This window comes from Vibrio cyclitrophicus (genome assembly GCA_023206055.1).
Lineage (GTDB): Bacteria > Pseudomonadota > Gammaproteobacteria > Enterobacterales > Vibrionaceae > Vibrio > Vibrio cyclitrophicus_A.
Window position 1 is genome coordinate 86276 of record CP065366.1, and the last position, 21072, is coordinate 107347.

Annotated in this window: 18 protein-coding genes; 5 read left to right on the forward strand and 13 right to left on the reverse strand. The window is 45.2% G+C overall.

Translation table 11 applies throughout. The features are described from left to right. From rsmG to ITG09_00490, 11 genes are all read right to left on the reverse strand, one after another. Nucleotides 1-633: a 16S rRNA (guanine(527)-N(7))-methyltransferase RsmG gene (gene rsmG / locus ITG09_00440; GenBank protein ID UPR52185.1), complete on the reverse strand. Its 633-nt coding sequence runs from the start codon at nucleotides 631-633 to the stop codon at nucleotides 1-3. After that, nucleotides 633-2528 (reverse strand): tRNA uridine-5-carboxymethylaminomethyl(34) synthesis enzyme MnmG, encoded by a 1896-nt coding sequence (mnmG, locus tag ITG09_00445; protein ID UPR52186.1) that lies wholly within the window; start codon nucleotides 2526-2528, stop codon nucleotides 633-635. Before mnmG ends, rsmG begins: the two co-directional genes overlap by 1 nt. 482 nt (nucleotides 2529-3010) lie before the next feature. After that, nucleotides 3011-3445, reverse strand: coding sequence for an FMN-binding protein MioC (gene mioC / locus ITG09_00450; protein ID UPR52187.1), 435 nt, complete (start codon nucleotides 3443-3445; stop codon nucleotides 3011-3013). Between the two features lie 50 nt (nucleotides 3446-3495). Next, nucleotides 3496-4857 (reverse strand): tRNA uridine-5-carboxymethylaminomethyl(34) synthesis GTPase MnmE, encoded by a 1362-nt coding sequence (gene mnmE / locus ITG09_00455; GenBank protein UPR52188.1) that lies wholly within the window; start codon nucleotides 4855-4857, stop codon nucleotides 3496-3498. Between the two features lie 129 nt (nucleotides 4858-4986). After that, nucleotides 4987-6606, reverse strand: a complete 1620-nt coding sequence (gene yidC / locus ITG09_00460) for a membrane protein insertase YidC (protein UPR52189.1) — start codon at nucleotides 6604-6606, stop codon at nucleotides 4987-4989. Between the two features lie 2 nt (nucleotides 6607-6608). Further along, nucleotides 6609-6866, reverse strand: a complete 258-nt coding sequence (yidD, locus tag ITG09_00465; GenBank protein UPR52190.1) for a membrane protein insertion efficiency factor YidD — start codon at nucleotides 6864-6866, stop codon at nucleotides 6609-6611. Further along, on the reverse strand, nucleotides 6833-7189 hold the full coding sequence (gene rnpA / locus ITG09_00470) for a ribonuclease P protein component (protein ID UPR52191.1): 357 nt from the start codon (nucleotides 7187-7189) through the stop codon (nucleotides 6833-6835). The genes yidD and rnpA overlap by 34 nt, the downstream gene beginning before the upstream one ends. Nucleotides 7190-7201: 12 nt before the next feature. After that, on the reverse strand, nucleotides 7202-7336 hold the full coding sequence (gene rpmH / locus ITG09_00475) for a 50S ribosomal protein L34 (protein UPR52192.1): 135 nt from the start codon (nucleotides 7334-7336) through the stop codon (nucleotides 7202-7204). Between the two features lie 206 nt (nucleotides 7337-7542). Continuing rightward, entirely contained in the window at nucleotides 7543-8280 is a 738-nt protein-coding gene (locus ITG09_00480; protein ID UPR52193.1) for an amino acid ABC transporter ATP-binding protein, read from the reverse strand. Further along, the gene (locus ITG09_00485) at nucleotides 8277-8948 is read right to left on the reverse strand and encodes an amino acid ABC transporter permease (GenBank protein UPR52194.1); all 672 of its coding nucleotides are present in this window, start codon (nucleotides 8946-8948) and stop codon (nucleotides 8277-8279) included. Before ITG09_00485 ends, ITG09_00480 begins: the two co-directional genes overlap by 4 nt. 135 nt (nucleotides 8949-9083) lie before the next feature. Then, on the reverse strand, nucleotides 9084-9833 hold the full coding sequence (locus ITG09_00490) for an amino acid ABC transporter substrate-binding protein (GenBank protein ID UPR52195.1): 750 nt from the start codon (nucleotides 9831-9833) through the stop codon (nucleotides 9084-9086). A gap of 309 nt (nucleotides 9834-10142) precedes the next feature. On the opposite strand from ITG09_00490, the gene dnaA reads away from it, so the two are divergent. The 5 genes from dnaA to ITG09_00515 all read left to right on the forward strand — a co-directional run bounded on the left by dnaA (nucleotide 10143) and on the right by ITG09_00515 (nucleotide 17252). Further along, a complete protein-coding gene (dnaA, locus tag ITG09_00495) occupies nucleotides 10143-11564 on the forward strand; it encodes a chromosomal replication initiator protein DnaA (protein ID UPR52196.1) in 1422 nt (473 codons plus the stop codon). Between the two features lie 81 nt (nucleotides 11565-11645). Further along, nucleotides 11646-12746, forward strand: coding sequence for a DNA polymerase III subunit beta (gene dnaN / locus ITG09_00500; GenBank protein ID UPR52197.1), 1101 nt, complete (start codon nucleotides 11646-11648; stop codon nucleotides 12744-12746). Between the two features lie 53 nt (nucleotides 12747-12799). After that, on the forward strand, nucleotides 12800-13879 hold the full coding sequence (gene recF / locus ITG09_00505; protein UPR52198.1) for a DNA replication/repair protein RecF: 1080 nt from the start codon (nucleotides 12800-12802) through the stop codon (nucleotides 13877-13879). Between the two features lie 17 nt (nucleotides 13880-13896). Continuing rightward, on the forward strand, nucleotides 13897-16314 hold the full coding sequence (gyrB, locus tag ITG09_00510; GenBank protein ID UPR52199.1) for a DNA topoisomerase (ATP-hydrolyzing) subunit B: 2418 nt from the start codon (nucleotides 13897-13899) through the stop codon (nucleotides 16312-16314). Nucleotides 16315-16817: 503 nt separating this feature from the next. Beyond that, entirely contained in the window at nucleotides 16818-17252 is a 435-nt protein-coding gene (locus ITG09_00515) for an Hsp20 family protein (GenBank protein ID UPR52200.1), read from the forward strand. Between the two features lie 114 nt (nucleotides 17253-17366). Here the strand turns inward: ITG09_00515 and ITG09_00520 are convergent, their stop codons facing one another. Beyond that, nucleotides 17367-18614, reverse strand: coding sequence for a valine--pyruvate transaminase (locus tag ITG09_00520; GenBank protein UPR52201.1), 1248 nt, complete (start codon nucleotides 18612-18614; stop codon nucleotides 17367-17369). A gap of 254 nt (nucleotides 18615-18868) precedes the next feature. Then, complete coding sequence (locus ITG09_00525) at nucleotides 18869-20956, reverse strand: alpha-amylase (GenBank protein UPR52202.1); 2088 nt, start codon at nucleotides 20954-20956, stop codon at nucleotides 18869-18871. Nucleotides 20957-21072: the final 116 nt, after the last annotated feature.

Genomic DNA, 21072 nt, shown 5'->3' on the forward strand with positions numbered 1-21072 from the left:
TTATCCCTGACGCGATAAAGTAACTAGATGACGCTCTCCATCAAGCTCTGGCACCTGCAAAGCTTTAATGTCTGTCACTGAACACCATTCAGGTAACAGGTCGATTTCGTCTCTAGGATGTTGTCCCTTAAGAGCCAAAAATACACCGGATTGCTCTTTAGGTAAATGGTGACACCACTCTACCATGTCTGTCATTGACGCAAATGCGCGACTGAGCACGGCATCAAACTTTTCTTCGGGTTGAAATTCTTCAACGCGACTTTGAACCGGTACCACGTTGTCGATACCCAGTTCATGAATCACCTGTTTGATAAAACGAATACGTTTACCTAGGCTGTCTAGCAAGTAAAACTCGCAGTCTGGATTCATGATTGAGAGCGGAATCCCAGGAAGACCAGGCCCCGTACCAACGTCGATAAAACGCTTACCTTGTAAGTGAGTGCTAACAATGATGCTATCTAAGATATGTTTCACCATCATTTCTTGCGGGTCACGAACTGACGTTAGGTTATAAGCTTTGTTCCACTTGTTCAGTAACTCAACGTAGCCAACCAACTGGCCACGTTGCTTTTCAGAAACTTCAAGTTCAGTCTGGCCAATCAGGTGATCCAGTTTTTCGCGTAATGCGCTCATTATGCTTCCTCACCTTTTTTCAACAGGCCGTGTTTTTTCAAGTAAACCAACAGAATTGAGATTGCTGCAGGTGTGATACCTGAGATTCGCGAAGCAATACCAATTGAGTCAGGCTTAGCGGTCGTTAGTTTAAGAACCACTTCGTTAGAAAGTCCTTTCACCTTGCTGTAATCGATATCAACAGGCAGTTTGGTGTTTTCATGACGCAGTGATTTTTCAATTTCGTCTTGTTGACGCTGAATATAACCATCGTACTTCACTTGGATCTCAACTTGCTCAGAGGCTTGTTGATCTTCCAGTGCAGGACCAAAACGATCCAGTGCGGTTAGCTGTGAATAAGTCATTTCAGGGCGACGAAGAAGATCTTCACCACTCGCTTCACGAGACATTGGGGTTTTCAGAATTTGGTTCAGTTGATCAATATCTTCAGATTTTGGATTAATCCAAGTCTCTTTCAAACGTTGACGTTCTTTCTCCATGTTTTCCACCTTCTCGTTGAAACGAGCCCAACGAGCGTCGTCGACGAGGCCAAGTTCACGCGACTTTTCAGTCAAGCGGATATCGGCGTTGTCTTCACGAAGCAGCAAACGGTATTCCGCGCGAGACGTAAACATGCGGTAAGGTTCTTTGGTACCCATGGTAGATAGGTCATCAATAAGCACACCCATGTAAGCTTGGTCACGACGCGGACTCCAGCCTTCTTTGCCTTGAGTAAACAAACTCGCATTCAAACCGGCCATTAAGCCTTGTGCAGCCGCTTCTTCGTAGCCAGTGGTACCGTTGATTTGACCCGCGAAGAATAGACCTTTGATAAACTTAGTTTCGTAAGTCAGCTTTAGGTCGCGAGGATCAAAAAAATCATACTCAATCGCATAGCCAGGGCGAACGATATGAGCATTTTCAAAGCCCTTCATCGAATGAACCATTTGAACCTGTACATCAAATGGCAAACTGGTAGATATACCATTCGGGTATAACTCATGGGTCGTTAGACCTTCAGGCTCAATAAAAATTTGATGACTGTTCTTGTCAGCAAAACGCATTACTTTGTCTTCAATCGAAGGACAGTAGCGAGGGCCAATGCCTTCAATCACACCCGCGTACATAGGGCTGCGATCAAGGTTGGCGCGAATTACGTCATGCGTATTTTCATTGGTATGCGTGATGTAACACGGAATCTGACGCGGCTGTTGAGCTCGGCTACCCATGAACGAGAAAACAGGTGTCGGGTTATCACCGTGCTGAACCTCAAGCTCAGAAAAATCAACGCTACGTGCATCGATACGAGGAGGTGTACCTGTTTTCAGGCGATCAACTCGGAATGGAAGATCACGAAGACGGTCAGCCAGTGCGATCGATGGTGGATCACCAGCACGACCGCCTGAAGAACTTTCCATACCAATATGGATCTTGCCACCTAGGAAGGTACCCACTGTCAGAACCACAGCGCTTGCGCGGAACTTAAGACCCATCTGCGTAACCACACCCACCACTTGATCCTGTTCAACGATCAAGTCATCAACTGACTGTTGGAACAAAGTCAGGTTTGGCGTGTTTTCAAGAACGTTACGAACAAAGGCTTTGTAAAGTGCGCGGTCAGCTTGTGCACGAGTTGCACGAACCGCAGGGCCTTTTGATGCGTTCAATGTTCTGAACTGAATACCTGCATGATCAATAGCTTGCGCCATTAATCCACCCATTGCATCGACCTCTTTTACCAAGTGGCCCTTACCGATCCCACCAATGGCTGGGTTACAAGACATTTGTCCTAGTGTATCGATATTATGAGTAAGTAATAACGTACTTTGACCAGTACGTGCAGATGCGAGTGCGGCTTCCGTTCCTGCATGGCCACCACCAACAACGATGACATCAAATTTTTCGTGATAAAGCATGAACCGACCTCAGGTATTCAAACGTTTTCTAGATTGATAAAAAGGAGCGATATTCTACCTGTTTTCATAGCCTGAGAAAACGTTTTTGGGATTTTTCGAAAAAGCGGTTTTTAATTAATATAGATAAGATCTTTAAGGAGATCTTTTATTAGATCTATTATTAGGATCGAGGGTATCTGTGGATAAGTCGAAAATGATCAACAAGATCATGGATCTTTTTTGGATCAAAGGATGTGATCTAACTTTGATCAGGATGAGGATTAGCTGGGATCAAAATGGCTACTTATTCACAGGGGGAAATTAGCCTAAAACTTGTTATTTGGATAACTATAGGTTAATCACCGTATATGTATGATCTTATCCACAGCAGAAATTGAAAATAGATCGCTAATTTTCGATATTTTTGAAAAAAAGTTATTCACAATCGCGATGTTCAAAGACAAAAAAAGCGGTATAAGCCGCTTTTTGAGAGAAGAGAGAGGTTAAAACTGGTCGCTATGATCGTTAAACCACGCTTCTGCTGCGTCTTCTGGTACCGGAGTTTCCAATACATCGATGGTAAAACAGTCAGAAATAGGTTGAGCACCGAGCTCTTTCATCTGGCTGTAGGCTGATTTACCCGCCAAGCAGAAGGTATCATAACTCGAATCTCCAAGTGCCACGACAGCAAAGCGAACCAGGCTTAAATCTGGAGATTGCTGGGTCAATGCGTCGATAAACGGCTTAATATTATCTGGAAATTCGCCAGCCCCATGAGTTGAAGTCACCAGTAACCAAAAACCTTGTTGGGGGATATCATCGTATTCCGGCTGATTATGAAGGGTTATTTCATGACCTTGTTCTTCAAGAAGATCATTAAGGTGATCGCCAACGTACTCAGCACCACCTAAGGTGCTACCTGTAATAATGTGGATCATTAAGCTGTCCTTACTAAAGAAAAAGGCCAGCATGAGCCGGCCTTTAAAGGTTATTTACCAATACAGAAAGAGGTGAAGATACGGCCGAGTAGGTCATCTGAGCTGAACTCTCCCGTAATCTCATTAAGGTGTTGTTGCGTTATACGTAGCTCTTCTGCCAAGATTTCCCCAGCCATATAGCCTTCGAGCTGTTGCTGACCAATATCTAAGTGCTCAGATGCGCGTTCTAGGGCATCTAAGTGGCGACGACGTGCCATGAAGCCACCTTCATTACCACCAGCAAAGCCCATGCAATCTTTTAAGTGACTACGCAGCGCATCAACGCCTTGTCCTGTCTTTGCTGATAGTCGAATCAGAGTTGGATCATTAACATGGCAAATCCCGAGATCTTCACTGGTTTGATCGGCTTTGTTACGAATCACCGTCATTCCGATGTTATTTGGCAGACGATCAACGAAATCTGGCCAGATATCTTTCGGGTCGGTTGCATCGGTAGTGGTGCCATCGACCATAAATAAAACGCGATCGGCTTGAGTAATTTCTTCCCAAGCGCGTTCAATACCGATTTTTTCGACTTCATCCGAGGCTTCACGCAGGCCAGCGGTATCAATAATGTGCAGTGGCATACCATCAATATGGATATGTTCACGCAGTACATCACGCGTGGTACCAGCAATATCAGTCACAATCGCGGAGTCTTTACCCGATAATGCATTCAATAAGCTCGACTTACCGGCATTAGGACGACCTGCAATCACCACCTTCATACCTTCACGCATGATGGCACCTTGATTGGCTTCTTGGCGAACCGCTTCGAGGTTGTCGATGATAGCTTGTAAGTCAGCACTTACTTTACCGTCAGCTAGGAAATCAATCTCTTCTTCTGGGAAGTCGATAGCGGCTTCAACATAGATGCGTAAGTGAATCAGAGAGTCCACCAGCGTATTAATGCGTTTTGAAAATTCACCTTGCAGCGATTGCAGCGCCGATTTCGCCGCTTCTTCTGAACTGGCATCAATGAGGTCGGCAATCGCTTCTGCTTGAGTTAAATCCATCTTGTCGTTCAAGAAGGCACGCTCTGAGAACTCACCTGGGCGTGCTGCGCGTAGCCCAGGAATGGTCAGAATGCGTTTGATGAGCATATCCATTACCACTGGACCGCCGTGGCCTTGTAACTCTAATACGTCTTCGCCGGTAAATGAGTGCGGATTAGGAAAGTAAAGCGCGATGCCTTGGTCTAGCTCTAAACCATCGTGAGATTTAAAAGGGGTGTACTCAGCGTAACGTGGTTTCAGTACTTTGCCGGTAACTTCAAGCGCAACTTGGGCTGCTTGTGGGCCTGAAACGCGAATAATACCGACGCCGCCACGGCCGGGTGCAGTCGCTTGAGCAACAATCGTATCTGTAGTCATAGTTGTGCCTGCTAGCATGTGAAAGCCAAAAGGGGCGCTCACGATTAATCAATTAGCTGAATTGTAATCAGCTAAAAACAAAAAGGCGACCTTTTGGTCGCCTTTCTTTATCTCTTTCTATTATCGAACTTACTTAGAATGTAAGCCTTTCTTTTCCAGCGCGCGGTAGATAAGCGTTTGCTGAATCAGAGTTACGATGTTCGATACTAGCCAGTAAAGAACCAGACCTGAAGGGAAGAACAGGAAGAAGAATGTGAACATAACCGGCATAAAGGTCATGATCTTCTGCTGCATTGGATCCGTTACAGTTGTCGGACTCATCTTCTGGATTAGGAACATTGAAGCACCCATCAGAAGCGGCAAGATGTAGTATGGGTCTTGTGCTGAAAGGTCAGTAATCCAACCGAAGAACGGTGAGTGACGCAGTTCAACAGACTCCATTAGTGCCCAGTATAACGAAATGAAGATAGGCATTTGCAGAAGGATAGGTAAACAGCCACCTAGTGGGTTCACTTTCTCTTTCTTGTAAAGCTCCATCATTTCTTGGCTCATGCGTTGACGGTCGTCGCCAATACGCTCACGCATTGCAGTCAGCTTAGGCTGAAGCATACGCATTTTCGCCATAGACGTGTACTGAGCTTTTGTTAGTGGGTACATAGCACCACGAACGATGAACGTTAGACAGATGATTGCCAGACCCCAGTTCACAACGATGCCTTGAATGAACGAAAGCAGAGTATGAAGTGGTTTAGCAATGAACCATAACCAACCGTAGTCAACTACTAGGTCTAGGTTCGGTGCAACAGCAGCCATTTGGTCTTGAAGTTTAGGACCAACCCAAAGCGTTGCTTTGAAGTTTGCTTCGTCACCAGTAGCGATGGTTTTGTTCGGCATGCGAACACCAATGTCGCCAAGGTTACCAATTACACGAGTGTAAAGGTTGCTGCCTGCTTCGTCGCGTGGAATCCATGCACTTGCAAAGTAGTGCTGAATCATCGCTGCCCAACCTTGACCATTTGCTAGGTTAAGAGACAGGTTGCGATCTTGCATGTCGTCGAAGCTGTATTTTTTGTAACGCGTATCTTCCGTAGAGTAAGCACCACCACGGTAAGTTGGCATTGTTAGGCTACCACCGTCATCCATTACGTTCTGACGTAGGTGAGCGTACATGCCGAATGTTGCGTTGTTACCAGAGTTGTTGACTACATCGTATTCAACATCCATTGCGTAGCTGCCACGCTTAAGGACGAATGTTTTCGTGTAATCAAGGCCGTTTGCTTGGTAAGTCATCGGGATGCGTAGTTCATCCTGACCATCAGCAAGCGTGAAACTGTCTGCTGAAACTGTGTAGCTTGGGCGGTTTGTGCTGCTTAGGTCGATACCTTGAGGACCCACTAGACCGCTTTGTGCGATAAATTGGTGACCTGGTTCGTTCTTAAGAAGAACAAACGTATCTTCAGAATCAAATTCTGCAGAGTAATCATTTAGATTTGCTTTAACGACATCACCACCAACCGTATCAATTGACAGAGTCAGTACATCAGTTGTTACTGTGATAGTTTTTGCAGAAGCAACTTGACCAGGAGCCGGGTCTAGATCATCTGCATAAGATGGCGCTGGTAGGGTGCTGCCAGATTGTGCCTGCTCAACCGCTTGTGGTGCTGGGTTCTGAGCTACGTTCCATTGTTGGAACAGTAGAAAAGAAACCAATGCCAATGCGATTAACAGGATATTACGTTGAGAATCCATCGTTATTTATCTCTGTCTTGTTTTTGGACCGGTGGAACGGGGTCAAAGCCCCCTTCGTTCAAAGGATGGCATTTTAATAGACGTTTGCCTGATAACCAACACCCTTTTACAAAACCGTGAGCTTTCAACGCTTCTATCGCATATAAAGAGCAGGTTGGAGTAAATCGGCAGCGTGGGCCGATGAGTGGACTAATAAACCATCTATAAAAATAGATGGGTATTAGCGCTATCCACGCGAAGGGCGAGACAGGCGAAGCCATAATTTGTCGAGTAGCTTGAACATTTCTTCATTGCTTAAATCTTGCGCGCTCTTCTTAGCGATTACAACAAAATCTTTGTTAGGAAGTTTGTGTTGAGTGTTACGAAAGCTTTCACGAGTAAGACGCTTGAATCGGTTACGACCCACGGCGGTTTTAATCTGCTTTTTCGGAACAGCTAATCCAAGGCGAGGATTTGAAAGAGAGTTATTTCGGGCAATGATGGTGAAATGAGGGGAGCCGGCTCGATGAGCTTGCTTGAAGACGTTCTGATAATGTTCGGGAGTTAACAAGCGTAACTCCCGACCGAAGGCTAGCTTATTCAAAATAATCAAAGATTACTTAGAAAGACGCTTACGGCCTTTTGCACGACGTGCATTGATTGTAGCGCGACCGTTCTTAGTAGCCATGCGAGCACGGAAACCGTGTGTACGCTTACGCTTTAGAACTGTAGGTTGAAAAGTGCGTTTCATTGTAATTACCTTACTGATCAGTAGTTTTAGGTTTTTGTTAAACCCGGCGTGGGCATTTTTTCTCTTCTTTATATAAGAAAGGAAAACCGACGCCTCTCAACAAAGAGGCGGAATTGTAATCACTGTCACAAAAAGTGTCAATGATTGGGTTAACTAAAATTCCGGTCGGGGGATTATACGTAGAATAACTAAAATCACAAGGATCCTTAGTCGATCCCAACCTTATTTAAGAATTTTTGTAATTTGGGATCCTGTGGATTACCAAAAATATCCTGTGGAGATCCCTGTTCGACAATATGGCCATCAGCCATGAAGATCACTCGGTCTGCTACTTCTTTAGCGAACTGCATTTCATGAGTAACCACCAGCATGGTTTGATGCTGATTTGCCAGTTTTTTCATTAGGTTAAGCACTTCGCCAACCCACTCAGGATCGAGCGCTGAAGTCGGCTCATCAAACAGTAAAAGCTCTGGTTGTAGTGCCATTGCACGACCAATACCAACCCGTTGTTGCTGGCCACCAGAGAGCGCGGCTGGGTAGCTATCACCTTTGTCACCCAAGCCAATATCATCAAGAATTTGTTGTGCTTTTTCATGGGCTTGTTGTTTTTTCCAGCCACGAACGGTAATCAAACCTTCAGCAATGTTCTGTCGTGCGGTTTGGTGAGCGAATAGTGCATAGTTTTGGAACACAAAACCGGTCTTACGACGCAGTGCAAGCACCTCTGCCTTAGTGTGTTTCTGAGCATCAACCTTGATGTCATCAATCGAAATTATGCCTTGATCGGCTTGCTCTAGAAAATTCACACAACGCAGTAAGGTAGATTTACCCGTTCCACTTGAACCTATGATGACAATTATCTCACCTTGCTTGATTTCTAGGTCGATCCCTTTCAATACTTCGGTGTCACCAAACTGCTTGTGGATATTTTGTAATTTGATCATCGTACATATGCCTTATTCAGTTTCACTTCGGCCCAAATTTGAATACGAGTGAGGATAACCACCACGCCCCAGTAAATCAGCGCTACCGCTAAGAAAGCCTCGAAGAAGCGGAAACTTGAAGAAGCCTCCATCTGAGCTTTAGCCATGATTTCGGCTACACCTAGGGTGAATGCAAGTGAAGTCGACTTGATCATGTCGATAAAGTAGTTCATCAATGACGGCAGTGCCACACGAGTTGCTTGCGGTAAGATCACTCGGCGCATGGCTTGACTGGTTGTCATACCGACGGAGAGGCTGGCTTCCATTTGGCTACGATCGATACCGATAATGGCAGCACGAATACTTTCAGCCATGTAGGCAGCAAAGTGCAAGGTTAAGCCGATAACCGCGGCGCCAAACGCATCGAGTCCAACCATCCACGGAAATACCTGAGGTAGGCCGTAGTAGAGAAGGAACAGTTGTACCAGCAGTGGTGTACCTCGGAAGAAGCTAATGTACAGTTGGCTCAGTTGGTCGAGTACTGGGATTTTGAATACACGAATGTTCGCCAGTATCAAAGATAGAATTAGGGCGAAAAATAAGCCCCAGATTGCCATCTCCATCGTGGTGCCTAAATACTTTAGTAGTATCGGCAACAGCTCTAGCATGTAATTAAAGTCAAATCCCATAATCTATCTCGTATTTTTATTGGCAGTGTTGTTCTATATGTAAGTACTGTTCTATCAGATTTTTTAATCAGTGCACAAAAGCAAAAAGCCCACCGCTGTATAAAGCAGTGGGCCTTGAATGGAGAAAGTGAGTGATTACTTCTGAGTAATGTCCGCACCAAACCATTTCTGAGAGATACTTTCTAGCGTACCATCTGCGCGCATTGCTGCTAATGCTTCGTTTACTTCTGCTTGCAGTTTTTTGCCGTTATCGTTGTCCACGAAAGGCCAAGCGTTTTCAATTGTTTCGAATGGCTGCCCCGCTAGTTGTAATGGTAGACCAGTCTTCTTGATAAGCTCTAATGCTGATAGGCGATCCATTACGAATGCATCGGCACGACCCAGTGCCACATCATGCTCAATACCTGTATCGTAGGTTTTTACATTGATCTTGCCATCTTTGTCGTAGCTGCGAAGCAGTTGTTCAAAGTTTGAGCCTAGGTTTACCGCAACCGTCTTGCCATCAAGGTCTTCGATGCCCTTAATGCTGTCATTACCTTTACGAACGGTAATTTGTGCGCCGTCTACTACGTATGGGTCTGCGAATAAGTATTTCGCTTTACGTGCATCCGTGATTGTAATTTGGTTTGAAATGGTATCGATTCGACCCGTTTCAAGAAGACCAAACAGACCAGAGAAGTTTGCTGTCACGTATTCAACGCTATAGTCATTACGTTTACCGATCTCATCCCATAAATCCACTTCAAAACCTTGTAGTTGGTCTTGTTTAACGAACGTAAACGGGAAATAGCGACCAGACATGCCGACTTTAACTTCAGTCGCAGCTTGAACAGTAGCAGCAGAGAGTGCGATAGCCGCAATTGCAGCCTTAATCCAGTTATTCATTTGGTAACTCCTTATATTTATGGGTTTGGATGTTACTGGGAAAATGCTCACTAGAATAAATAACCAGATGTTATTAACCATAACCAGATTGAATTCCCAATTTGGGGATAACTAGCAAAGATCCGGGCATAAGTGGATCATTGTGTGAGTAAATTAGGGGCAAGATGTGTGGATCAACCAATAAATTACAAATTTATTGTGAATAACTTGGATCTTATTCACTGGATCTGTGATCAATTGCTGGTGATCTGACTTATCAACAGGTAAAATTAGCGGTCATTTCATATAACTTAAATAGAGTGGGGCACCGTGTCATCTTCGCTTTGGTTGCAATGCTTGCAACAGCTTCAAGAAGAGTTACCAGCTACAGAATTCAGTATGTGGGTACGTCCGTTACAAGCGGAGCTCAATGGTAATACTCTAACTCTATTTGCACCAAACCGATTTGTACTCGATTGGGTGCGCGATAAGTACTTAAATAGCATCAACCGTTTGCTACAAGAATATTGTGGTAATGATATTCCGCATCTTCATTTTGAGATCGGAAGCAAACGAGTGACGGCTCCAAAATCTGAGACTATCGCCCCTGCTCGTACACGTACAGCTGCCGATGTGGCCGCTGAATCGTCGGCACCTGCGCAGCTGCAAGCGCGCAAACCAGTACACAATATCTGGCGTGATGAAGAACCTGTCGCGGTTGATCTTAATCACCGTTCAAACGTGAACCCAAAACATAAGTTTAATAACTTTGTTGAAGGTAAGTCGAACCAACTGGGTTTGGCTGCGGCACGTCAGGTTTCTGATAACCCAGGAACAGCCTACAACCCGTTGTTCCTATACGGCGGCACTGGTCTAGGTAAAACGCACTTGTTGCATGCGGTGGGTAACGCCATTGTTGATAATAAGCCGAATGCGAAAGTGGTTTACATGCACTCAGAGCGTTTTGTTCAGGATATGGTAAAAGCCTTGCAAAACAACGCGATCGAAGAATTTAAGCGCTACTACCGTAGTGTTGATGCATTGCTTATCGATGACATCCAATTCTTTGCTAATAAAGAGCGTTCTCAAGAAGAGTTCTTCCATACCTTTAACGCGCTGCTTGAAGGCAACCAACAGATCATCCTAACGTCTGACCGTTATCCAAAAGAGATCAACGGGGTAGAGGATCGTCTTAAATCTCGCTTCGGTTGGGGTTTGACGGTTGCGATTGAGCCACCAGAGCTTGAAACGCGTGTTGCTATCTTGATGAAGAAAGCAGAAGACCACCAAATTCACCTTGCGGATGAAGTGGCGTTCTTTATTGCTAAGCGTCTACGTTCTAACGTTCGTGAACTGGAAGGCGCATTGAACCGTGTTATCGCTAATGCGAACTTCACCGGTCGCCCGATTACGATCGATTTCGTGCGTGAAGCACTGCGTGACCTACTTGCACTGCAAGAAAAGCTGGTCACCATTGATAACATTCAAAAGACAGTAGCCGAGTACTACAAAATCAAAGTCGCTGATCTATTGTCTAAGCGTCGTTCTCGTTCTGTTGCTCGTCCGCGTCAATTGGCGATGGCACTGGCGAAAGAGCTCACAAACCACAGCTTGCCTGAGATTGGCGATGCATTCGGTGGCCGTGACCACACCACCGTGTTGCACGCTTGTCGTAAGATTGCTCAGCTGCGTGAAGAGAGCCACGACATTAAAGAAGATTATTCGAACTTGATTCGTACCCTTTCTTCTTAATACACAGTATTCTTAACCTTAATAAGCAGAATCTTGGCCACGTACTATTACGCAGTGCCATTTAGACCGTAAGAGCAAGATATGAAATTTACCATTGAACGTAGTCACCTGATTAAGCCATTACAACAAGTATCTGGCGCACTAGGTGGCAGGCCAACGCTTCCAATTCTAGGAAACCTACTAATTAAAGTAGAAGATAACGTGTTGTCGATGACAGCGACGGATCTAGAAGTTGAATTGATCAGCCGTGTAACGCTTGAAGGTGATTTCGAAGCGGGCAGCATTACTGTGCCTTCACGTAAGTTCCTAGATATCTGCCGTGGCTTGCCAGACAGCTCAGTGATCACTGTGGTATTGGATGGTGACCGTATTCAGGTTCGCTCTGGTCGTAGCCGTTTCTCATTGGCAACATTACCTGCGGCAGATTTTCCAAACATTGAAGACTGGAACAGTGAAGTTGAAGTGTCTGTGACGCAAGCTGAATTGCGCGGTCTGATCGAGAAAACACAATTCTCAATGGCGAACCAAGATGTTCGTTACTACCTCAACGGTATGTTGTTTGAGATTGAAGGTTCTATCCTGCGCAGCGTGGCGACCGATGGTCACCGTATGGCAGTATCTCAAGCGCAATTGGGTGCGGATTTTGCTCAGAAGCAGATCATTGTTCCTCGTAAAGGTGTTCAAGAGCTAGTGAAGTTATTGGATGCTCCTGAACAGCCTGTAACGCTGCAAATTGGCAACTCTAATGTGCGTGCTGAAGTGAACAACTATGTCTTTACTTCTAAGCTCGTTGATGGTCGTTTCCCTGATTATCGCCGCGTAATGCCGCAAAATACCACCAAGACACTTGAAGCTGGTTGTGATGAATTACGTTCCGCATTTTCTCGTGCAGCGATTCTGTCGAATGAAAAATTCCGTGGTGTTCGAGTTAATCTTGTGGATAGCGAGATGCGTATTACAGCGAACAACCCAGAACAAGAAGAAGCAGAAGAAGTGCTAGATGTTAACTTCGACGGTGACGCGCTAGAGATTGGCTTCAACGTAAGCTACGTATTGGATGTATTGAACACACTTCGCTGTGAACAAGTTCGAATCTCAATGTCAGACGCTAATGCGAGTGCCTTGATTGAAAATGCACAAGATGACAGCGCGATGTACGTTGTTATGCCAATTCGCTTATAAGCTGCCCTGTGTTGACCTACCGATACGTGATTGAAGATTAATATGAAGACCTTATGCCTTTATCGCGCTTAATCGTAAAGCAGTTTAGAAATATTGAAGCCTGTGACATTCAACCGTCATCAGGCTTTAACTTTCTTATAGGGGCTAACGGAAGCGGCAAAACCAGTGTCCTTGAAGCCGTGTATCTGCTCGGACATGGTCGCTCGTTCAAAAGCTCCTTAACCGGTCGTATCATTCAAAATGAGTGTAGCGAACTGTTTGTCCATGGCCGTTTTATGACCTCGGATCAATTTGAGCTTCCAATTGGCATTAATAAGCAGCGCGATGGCACCACAGAGGTTAAAATAAGCGGTCAAACTGGGCAAAAACTGGCTCAGTTAGCGCAAGTCTTACCTTTGCAGTTGATTCACCCGGAAGGGTTTGATTTACTAACCGATGGACCTAAGCATCGCCGCGCATTCATTGATTGGGGAGTCTTCCACAGTGAGTCGGGTTTTTATGATGCGTGGGGCAGGGTAAAGCGCCTCAATAAACAGCGTAATGCATTATTGAAAACGGCGACGAACTATCGAGAGCTGAGCTATTGGGATCAAGAATTGGCCCGTTTAGCGGAAAGCATCAGCCAGTGGCGTGCCACTTACGTTGAACAACTCAAAGAAGTCGCTGAAGAAATCTGCGCGACCTTCTTGCCTGAGTTTGAGATAAAGATTAACTATTATCGTGGCTGGGATAAAGACACCCCATACGCCGAGATTTTAGAAAAGAATTTTGAAAGGGATCAGCAGCTTGGTTACACCTTTAGTGGGCCAAACAAAGCGGATCTAAAGATAAAAGTGAACGGCACTCCAGTGGAAGATGTCTTGTCACGAGGTCAGTTGAAGTTGATGGTGTGCGCGTTGCGAGTAGCACAAGGGCAACACCTCACTCAAATGACAGGTAAGCAGTGCATCTATTTGATAGATGACTTCGCTTCCGAATTAGATAGCCAACGCCGAGCACGTCTTGCTGAGTGTTTAAAGGCGACCAAGGCTCAAGTTTTTGTAAGCTCTATTACCGCTGATCAGATTGCAGATATGCATGATGAAAATAGCAGGATGTTTCATGTGGAACATGGCAAAATAGAGCAAGGATAATTAGTCAGAGAGTAACTATGTCAGATAATTACGATTCATCGAGTATTAAAGTACTGAAGGGTCTGGATGCGGTACGTAAGCGTCCTGGAATGTACATTGGCGACACGGATGATGGTACCGGTCTGCACCACATGGTTTTTGAGGTGGTAGATAACTCTATTGATGAAGCACTCGCTGGTCACTGTAATGACATCATCGTAACTATCCATGAAGATAGTTCTGTGTCAGTAAGCGATGACGGCCGTGGTATTCCAACAGAATTGCACCCAGAAGAAAAAGTATCAGCAGCAGAAGTAATCATGACGGTTCTTCACGCTGGTGGTAAGTTCGATGATAACTCGTATAAAGTTTCTGGTGGTTTGCACGGTGTTGGTGTTTCAGTAGTTAACGCACTTTCTAAGCAAGTTACTCTTACTATCCACCGCGGTGGCAAAATCCACACTCAAACATACAGCCACGGTGAGCCTCAAGCGCCACTTGCGGTTGTGGGTGATACGGACAAAACAGGTACAGAAATTCGTTTCTGGCCAAGTGAAGAAACCTTCACTAACATTGAATTCCATTACGATATTTTAGCTAAGCGTCTCCGCGAGCTATCATTCTTGAACTCAGGTGTATCAATTAAGCTGATTGACGAGCGCGAAGAAGACAAAATGGATCACTTCGAATACGAAGGCGGTATCCAAGCGTTTGTTGAGCATCTTAATACCAACAAGACGCCAATCATCCAAAAAATCTTCCACTTTAACTCTGAGCGCGAAGACGGTATTACCGTTGAAGTTGCGATGCAGTGGAATGATGGCTACCAAGAAAACATCTACTGTTTCACCAACAACATCCCTCAACGCGATGGTGGTGCTCACTTAGCGGGTTTCCGTGCTGCACTAACGCGTACATTGAACAGCTTCATGGACAAAGAAGGCTTCTCGAAGAAAGCGAAGACTTCAACATCTGGTGATGATGCTCGTGAAGGTTTGACGGCGATTGTTTCGGTGAAAGTGCCAGATCCTAAGTTCTCAAGCCAAACTAAAGACAAACTGGTTTCTTCAGAAGTGAAGTCAGCCGTTGAGTCTACAATGGGTGAGAAACTGTCTGAGTTCCTAATTGAGAACCCAGGTGAAGCGAAAATCGTTTGTTCTAAAATTATCGATGCAGCACGTGCTCGTGATGCAGCGCGTAAAGCGCGTGAAATGACACGTCGTAAAGGCGCATTAGATTTAGCAGGTCTTCCAGGTAAACTAGCTGATTGTCAGGAAAAAGATCCTGCACTGTCTGAACTGTATATTGTGGAAGGAGACTCTGCTGGCGGATCAGCTAAGCAGGGGCGTAACCGTAAGAACCAAGCAATCCTACCGCTTAAAGGTAAAATCCTTAACGTAGAGAAAGCACGTTTCGATAAAATGCTATCTTCTCAAGAAGTTGCAACGCTAATCACAGCACTTGGTTGTGGTATTGGTCGTGACGAATACAACCCAGATAAACTGCGTTACCACAACATCATCATCATGACCGATGCCGATGTCGATGGTTCTCACATCCGTACTCTGCTACTGACGTTCTTCTACCGTCAAATGCCTGAGCTAATTGAACGTGGTTACATCTACATTGCTCAACCGCCACTTTACAAAGTGAAGAAAGGTAAGCAAGAGCAATACATTAAAGATGAAGATGCGATGAACCAGTATCAAGTATCTTTGGCTTTAGATAATGCAGAACTGCACGTAAACCCTGAGGCGCCAGCATTTGCAGGTGAAGGTTTAGAGAAGCTTGTTCAGCAATACAATGCTGGTATCAAGCTTGTTGATCGTATGAGCCGCCGTTACCCACGCGCATTGGTTCACGAACTGATTTACGTTCCTCGTCTAACGGCTGAGCAGTGTCATGATGACGCGACAGTTGAAGCTTGGGGTAAGCAGCTTGTTGAGCAGCTAAACGCGAAAGAGGTAGGTGCGAGCCAATACAGCCTTGAAGTTGAAAAACACGAAGAGCTAGGTTTAAGCGTTCCTAAGATTGTGGTTCGTACTCATGGTGTGACTCATGAACACCTATTGAGCATCGATCTTATTAACTCTAAAGAGTTTGGTAAGCTAGCGGACCTTTCTGAAGCACTTGATGGCTTGATTGAAGAAGGCGCTTACATTAAGCGTGGCGAGCGTACTCAAGAAGTTTCTAGCTTCGTTGATGCTCTGAACTGGTTAGTGAAAGAGTCTCGTCGTGGTCTAAGCCTACAGCGATACAAAGGTCTAGGTGAGATGAACCCTGATCAACTTTGGGAAACCACGATGGATCCTGAAACTCGCCGTATGATGCAAGTAACAATTGAAGATGCTGTTGGTGCTGATTTGTTGTTTACGACGCTAATGGGTGACCAAGTTGAACCTCGTCGTAACTTCATCGAAGAGAATGCACTTAAAGTAGCAAATCTAGACGTTTAGTACCTTTGATACTTCGCTCTTTCGCTTAATTTCTGTGTCAGAGGTGCTCACATACATTCGTATGCTCCGCGCCTCTTCCTTGAACTAAAACGAAATAGCTTCGTCTCAAAAAACTAAATTTATTATTAAAAGACTGCCAGAAATGGCGGTCTTTTTTGTTTTTAAGTTACTGAAAAATATTGGATTGGAAAAATAATTGAAAATAATCCCTTGAAACCATTTTGCTCAATCCACATATCTAGTTGTGAAGAGGATGACTGTCTTGCTCTATAAGAGAAGAAACAGAACCTTCATTACCGCTGACGAAGCATCGCTCAACAGAGGATAACTTTAGCAGCACACAACTTAAAAATTGATTCATTGCCATGTCCCAGCGTTGTCGCCAATAGAGGCGAAATCCGAGGAATGCGAATTGAATCTCTTAGCTGTTTACTGAATTACTCACAGGTTCGATCTCAGTAAAAATCACAGCTAAGACTATTGCTTACTAAAAGGATAGCATTATGAGAACTGTAGATTTCACTCCACTTTACCGCAACGCAATCGGCTTCGATCGTCTATTCAACATGATGGAATCGAACACGTCGAAAAATACTTCTGGCGGTTACCCTCCGTATAACATCGAGCAAAAAGACGAGAATAACTACCGTATAACTATGGCAGTTGCTGGTTTTGCTGATGACCAATTAGATCTTACTCAGAAAGAGAATATGCTAATTGTTAAAGGTGAGCGTAAAGCAGAAGCAGAGAAAACGTTTGTATACCAAGGTATCGCAGAGCGTGATTTCGAGCGTAAATTCCAACTGGCTGACTACGTGAAAGTGGTAGGTGCAAGCATGGAAAATGGTCTTCTTCACATAGACCTAGAACGCGAAATCCCAGAAGCGATGCAACCACGTAAGATTGCTATTAATGGTAATGGCCTACTAGAAGGCTAAAGCTATTGGCTTAGCTCAATTGAGTTAAAGCGAATCGGGAAGTAGAAGTGAAAGAGCACCTCATGAGGTGCTCTTTTTTGTATTTGGTCTACAGTAAGCTAAAAGTTTTTATTACTACTCTGAGTAAGCCTTTTTCACTTCTTCTGCAATAATATTAATGCCTTTCTGCATCGCTTCATCATCTTGTACATAGTTCATACGCAAGCACTGATGAGCATGATCCCACTCGTCTTCTTGGCCGATAAAGAAGTATTCACCCGGAACAATTAATACGCCGCGAGCTTTAAGGCGGTCGTACAGTTCCATTGTGGTGATCGGCAGCTCATCAAACCATAGCCATAAGAAGATAGCGCCTTCAGGTTTGTGAATACGGAAGCGAGGGTCGTCGATAGTGTCTTGTAACAGTTCAACTGCACGTAGCGATTTATCTTTGTAGAAAGGTTTGATCACCTCACTGCTCAAGCGTAGTAAATCGCCTTTTTCAATCATGTGATTGGCAATAGCTGGACCAACACTGTTTGGCGCTAAGCTGATGATGCCATTCATGTTGGTCAATGCTTGTGTTACTTCTTCACTCGCAATCACGATACCGCAACGCACACCCGGCAAACCAAGCTTAGAAAGGCTCATGCACAGAATCGTATTTTCATTCCATAACGGTTCGACATCTTCAAAGATGATGTTTGGAAACGGCAGACCGTAAGCGTTGTCGATCAGCAATGGGATGTTGTTATCACGCGCCAGTTTATCCAGTTTACGTACTTCTTCGTCGGTCAGTACATTGCCTGTTGGGTTGGTTGGACGAGATGCACAGATAGCCGCGACCGAGTCATCAACCTTTAGTTGTTCAAAATCGACGTGATATTTGAACTGGCGGTTTTCTAGCAGCTCAATCTCTGGGTGGTAAGAGATAAAGATATCGTCATCAATCCCCGCGTCGCCGTAGCCGATGTATTCCGGTGCGATCGGCAGTAGGATTTTCTTGTGCGAACCGTCAGGCTGTTGGCCTGCTAGCAGGTTGAATAGGTAGAAGAAGCCACTTTGACTGCCATTAGTCAGGCTGATGTTCTTCTCGCTGATATCCCAACCATAGGCCTCTTTCAGCATTGCCGCTAACGATTTGATGAAGCTGTCTTTGCCCTGCGGACCATCGTAGTTGGCGAGGGCGGCGATGAGTTCTCCACTGGCGAGCATGTCGGCACTGGCTTGGTTAAAGTAATCGAGCATGGCTGGGATAGCGGCTGGGTTGCCACCACCGAGCATGATAGCGCCAGGAGTGCGCAGGCCATCATTCAAATCATCCATTAAACGAGTGATTCCAGAGTATCGATTAAACTTTTCGCCAAACTTAGAGAACTGCATTACTAATTTTACCTAATTCATTGTGATTGCTTGTTACGTGTCATTAAGGCAGACCTTATGTCTGCCATCAGTGTATTCCTTGAACATACCGCAATGTTTTTGCGACGCATAGCGCCAAATGCTCTAACACGTAAAAAACTTCTATAAAGTTTGGTTAATGAGTGACAGCTTGCTTATTGAACGTACCTTTAGTGATAAAAAAAGGAGAAGCCTAAGCTTCCCCTTGAGTTTCTGGTGTTTGTGTTAATGAAGGTTTAGTTCGAACCGGTATAAACGACTAATACCTTGTCATCTTGGTATTGGCGTTCGAACGCATAGTAACCTTTGCTGTTACGGATGATGTGCTTACCTTGGGCTACCGCTGGGTGGCGTTGGCGGAATTGGCCAAGCGCTTGCCAGTGTTCTAGCAGCTCTGCACGTTCGCCAGTGATTTGACCCCAAGGCATGTCTGAGCGTGTGCCTTGCATTGGATCAGAACCCGTTGGGCCAAAGTCTCGTGCAATTTCGTCGCCGTAATAGATCTGTACTGCACCGGGAGCCAGCATCAATGCGTTTGCTGCCTTGGTCTGTTTGGCAAAGTCGCTACCGTGTTGTGTCCAGAATAGCGAGGTGTCGTGAGACGATAGATAACTCAGTACGTTGAACTCGCTGTCGTTGTTGATCTTCTCTGCATAACGAAGGTAATCAGCATCAAGATCGGATAGACACTTAAGCGCCTTGGGTGCGATATCACTCTGGAATTCAAAGTTGATGATCGAATCAAAGCCGTTAGCGAAGTAGTCTGATTTGACCACGCTGTGCGCCCACACTTCGCCTGTCATCCAGAAGGGTAAGTCATCTAAGGCTTTGTCTGGGTTATTCTGTTTCCATTCAGCTAGTGCTTGATTGGAGCTTTCCTTCAATTCAGCCCAAGCGTCCAGTTCAACGTGCTTGGCGGTATCAACCCTAAAGCCATCAACGCCGTATTCACGCACCCAATCCGATAACCAAGTGATTAGATGTTCACGAGGCGTTTTAAGTTCATCAGTCGCGCTGGTGGACTTGTTGCGATAGAAGTTAGGCAGCCCAGTGGTTTCTGTCGATTCGGTTTTGAAATCGGGCAGATGCGCCAAAGACATGGTCAGGTTGTTGTAACCCGGAGAGTCATAAGCGCCGATATCGCTGCGCAGCCATGCCTTGCCCCACCATTTTTCCCACGCTTCTTTGTCACTGTAAGAGATGTAGTTATTGAAGTAGTGCCAGTTCTGACCTTTAGCGGGCTGCCAGTCTGTCCAGTTTTCGCCAAGTGTTTTCGTTGCTTCTTCATCGGTGAGGTTGAGCTTACCAAAGTCGAACTCTTGCATGTCGGCAAGGGTAGCGTAGCCAGTGTGGTTCATTACCACATCCCACACCACACGAATGCCTTTACTGTGCGCGGTATCGATGAAGGTTTTTAGTTCATCTTCGGTACCCATATTGTCATCAAGCTTGGTCCAATCTTGGTGGTAGTAACCATGGTAGCCATAATGCTTGAAGTCACCTCTGTCACCACCGCCAACCCAGCCGTGGATCTGTTCTAACGGAGACGTTATCCAGATAGCATTAGCACCGAGTGATTCTATGTAATCGAGCTTTTCGGTTAAGCCTGCCAAGTCACCGCCGTGGAAGGTGCCTATTTCATCTTGTCCGTCTTGGCTGCGCCCGTAACTATTGTCGTTATCAGGGTTACCGTTGTGGAAGCGGTCGGTCATCACGAAGTAAACCGTGGCGTTGTCCCAACTAAAATCGGCTTTGGTTTCTGGTTCTACTTTCTCAAGCAGCAGAACGCCTTGGCTATTTTCTGCTGGCTGCATGGCGACGCTGCCATTAGTTACTGTGACTTGTTTGCCTGAAAGAGCGTCTCTAACCACTGTGCCATCATCAAAGGTTTGAGCAACGTCGATGGTGGTTAGCTCGTCACTAGGAATCGGACAAGCAAAACTTTGTACTTGTTGTTGCTTCGGCTTTATCTGAACAGTCAGCTCATTGGTTTGTGGGTTGAGCGTAAACTGATAGGTGTTAGCGCGAAAGACCTTGATATCTAATTCAGACTTCTCGGCGCAGTCGTCTAGGCGAAGGGGTTTATTGAATTTGATGCGGTTTTCTTCAGCCAGCGCATAGTTGGTGCCACAGGTATTTTGAGTATCGCTGATAGAGAAGGTATAGCTACCTTTAGCGAGTTCCTGTTCAGCAATAACAGTGCCTTTTCCTGTCGATTCAAATACGACAGTGTTGTTATCAATCGTCAGCAATAAGTTGTCATCACTGGTTTGGCTGCATGCGCTGAGTGCGAGTATTGAAAGCGCGAGTACTGTTTTTTTCATTGTTCCCTTCCCCTGAATAAACAGGTCAGTTATAGCAAACAATGCCCTCTACAGTCTGAGTGCTGATTCATTCAGTTAATCAATAACACCTCTACAAACAAATGCTTGGTTCACAA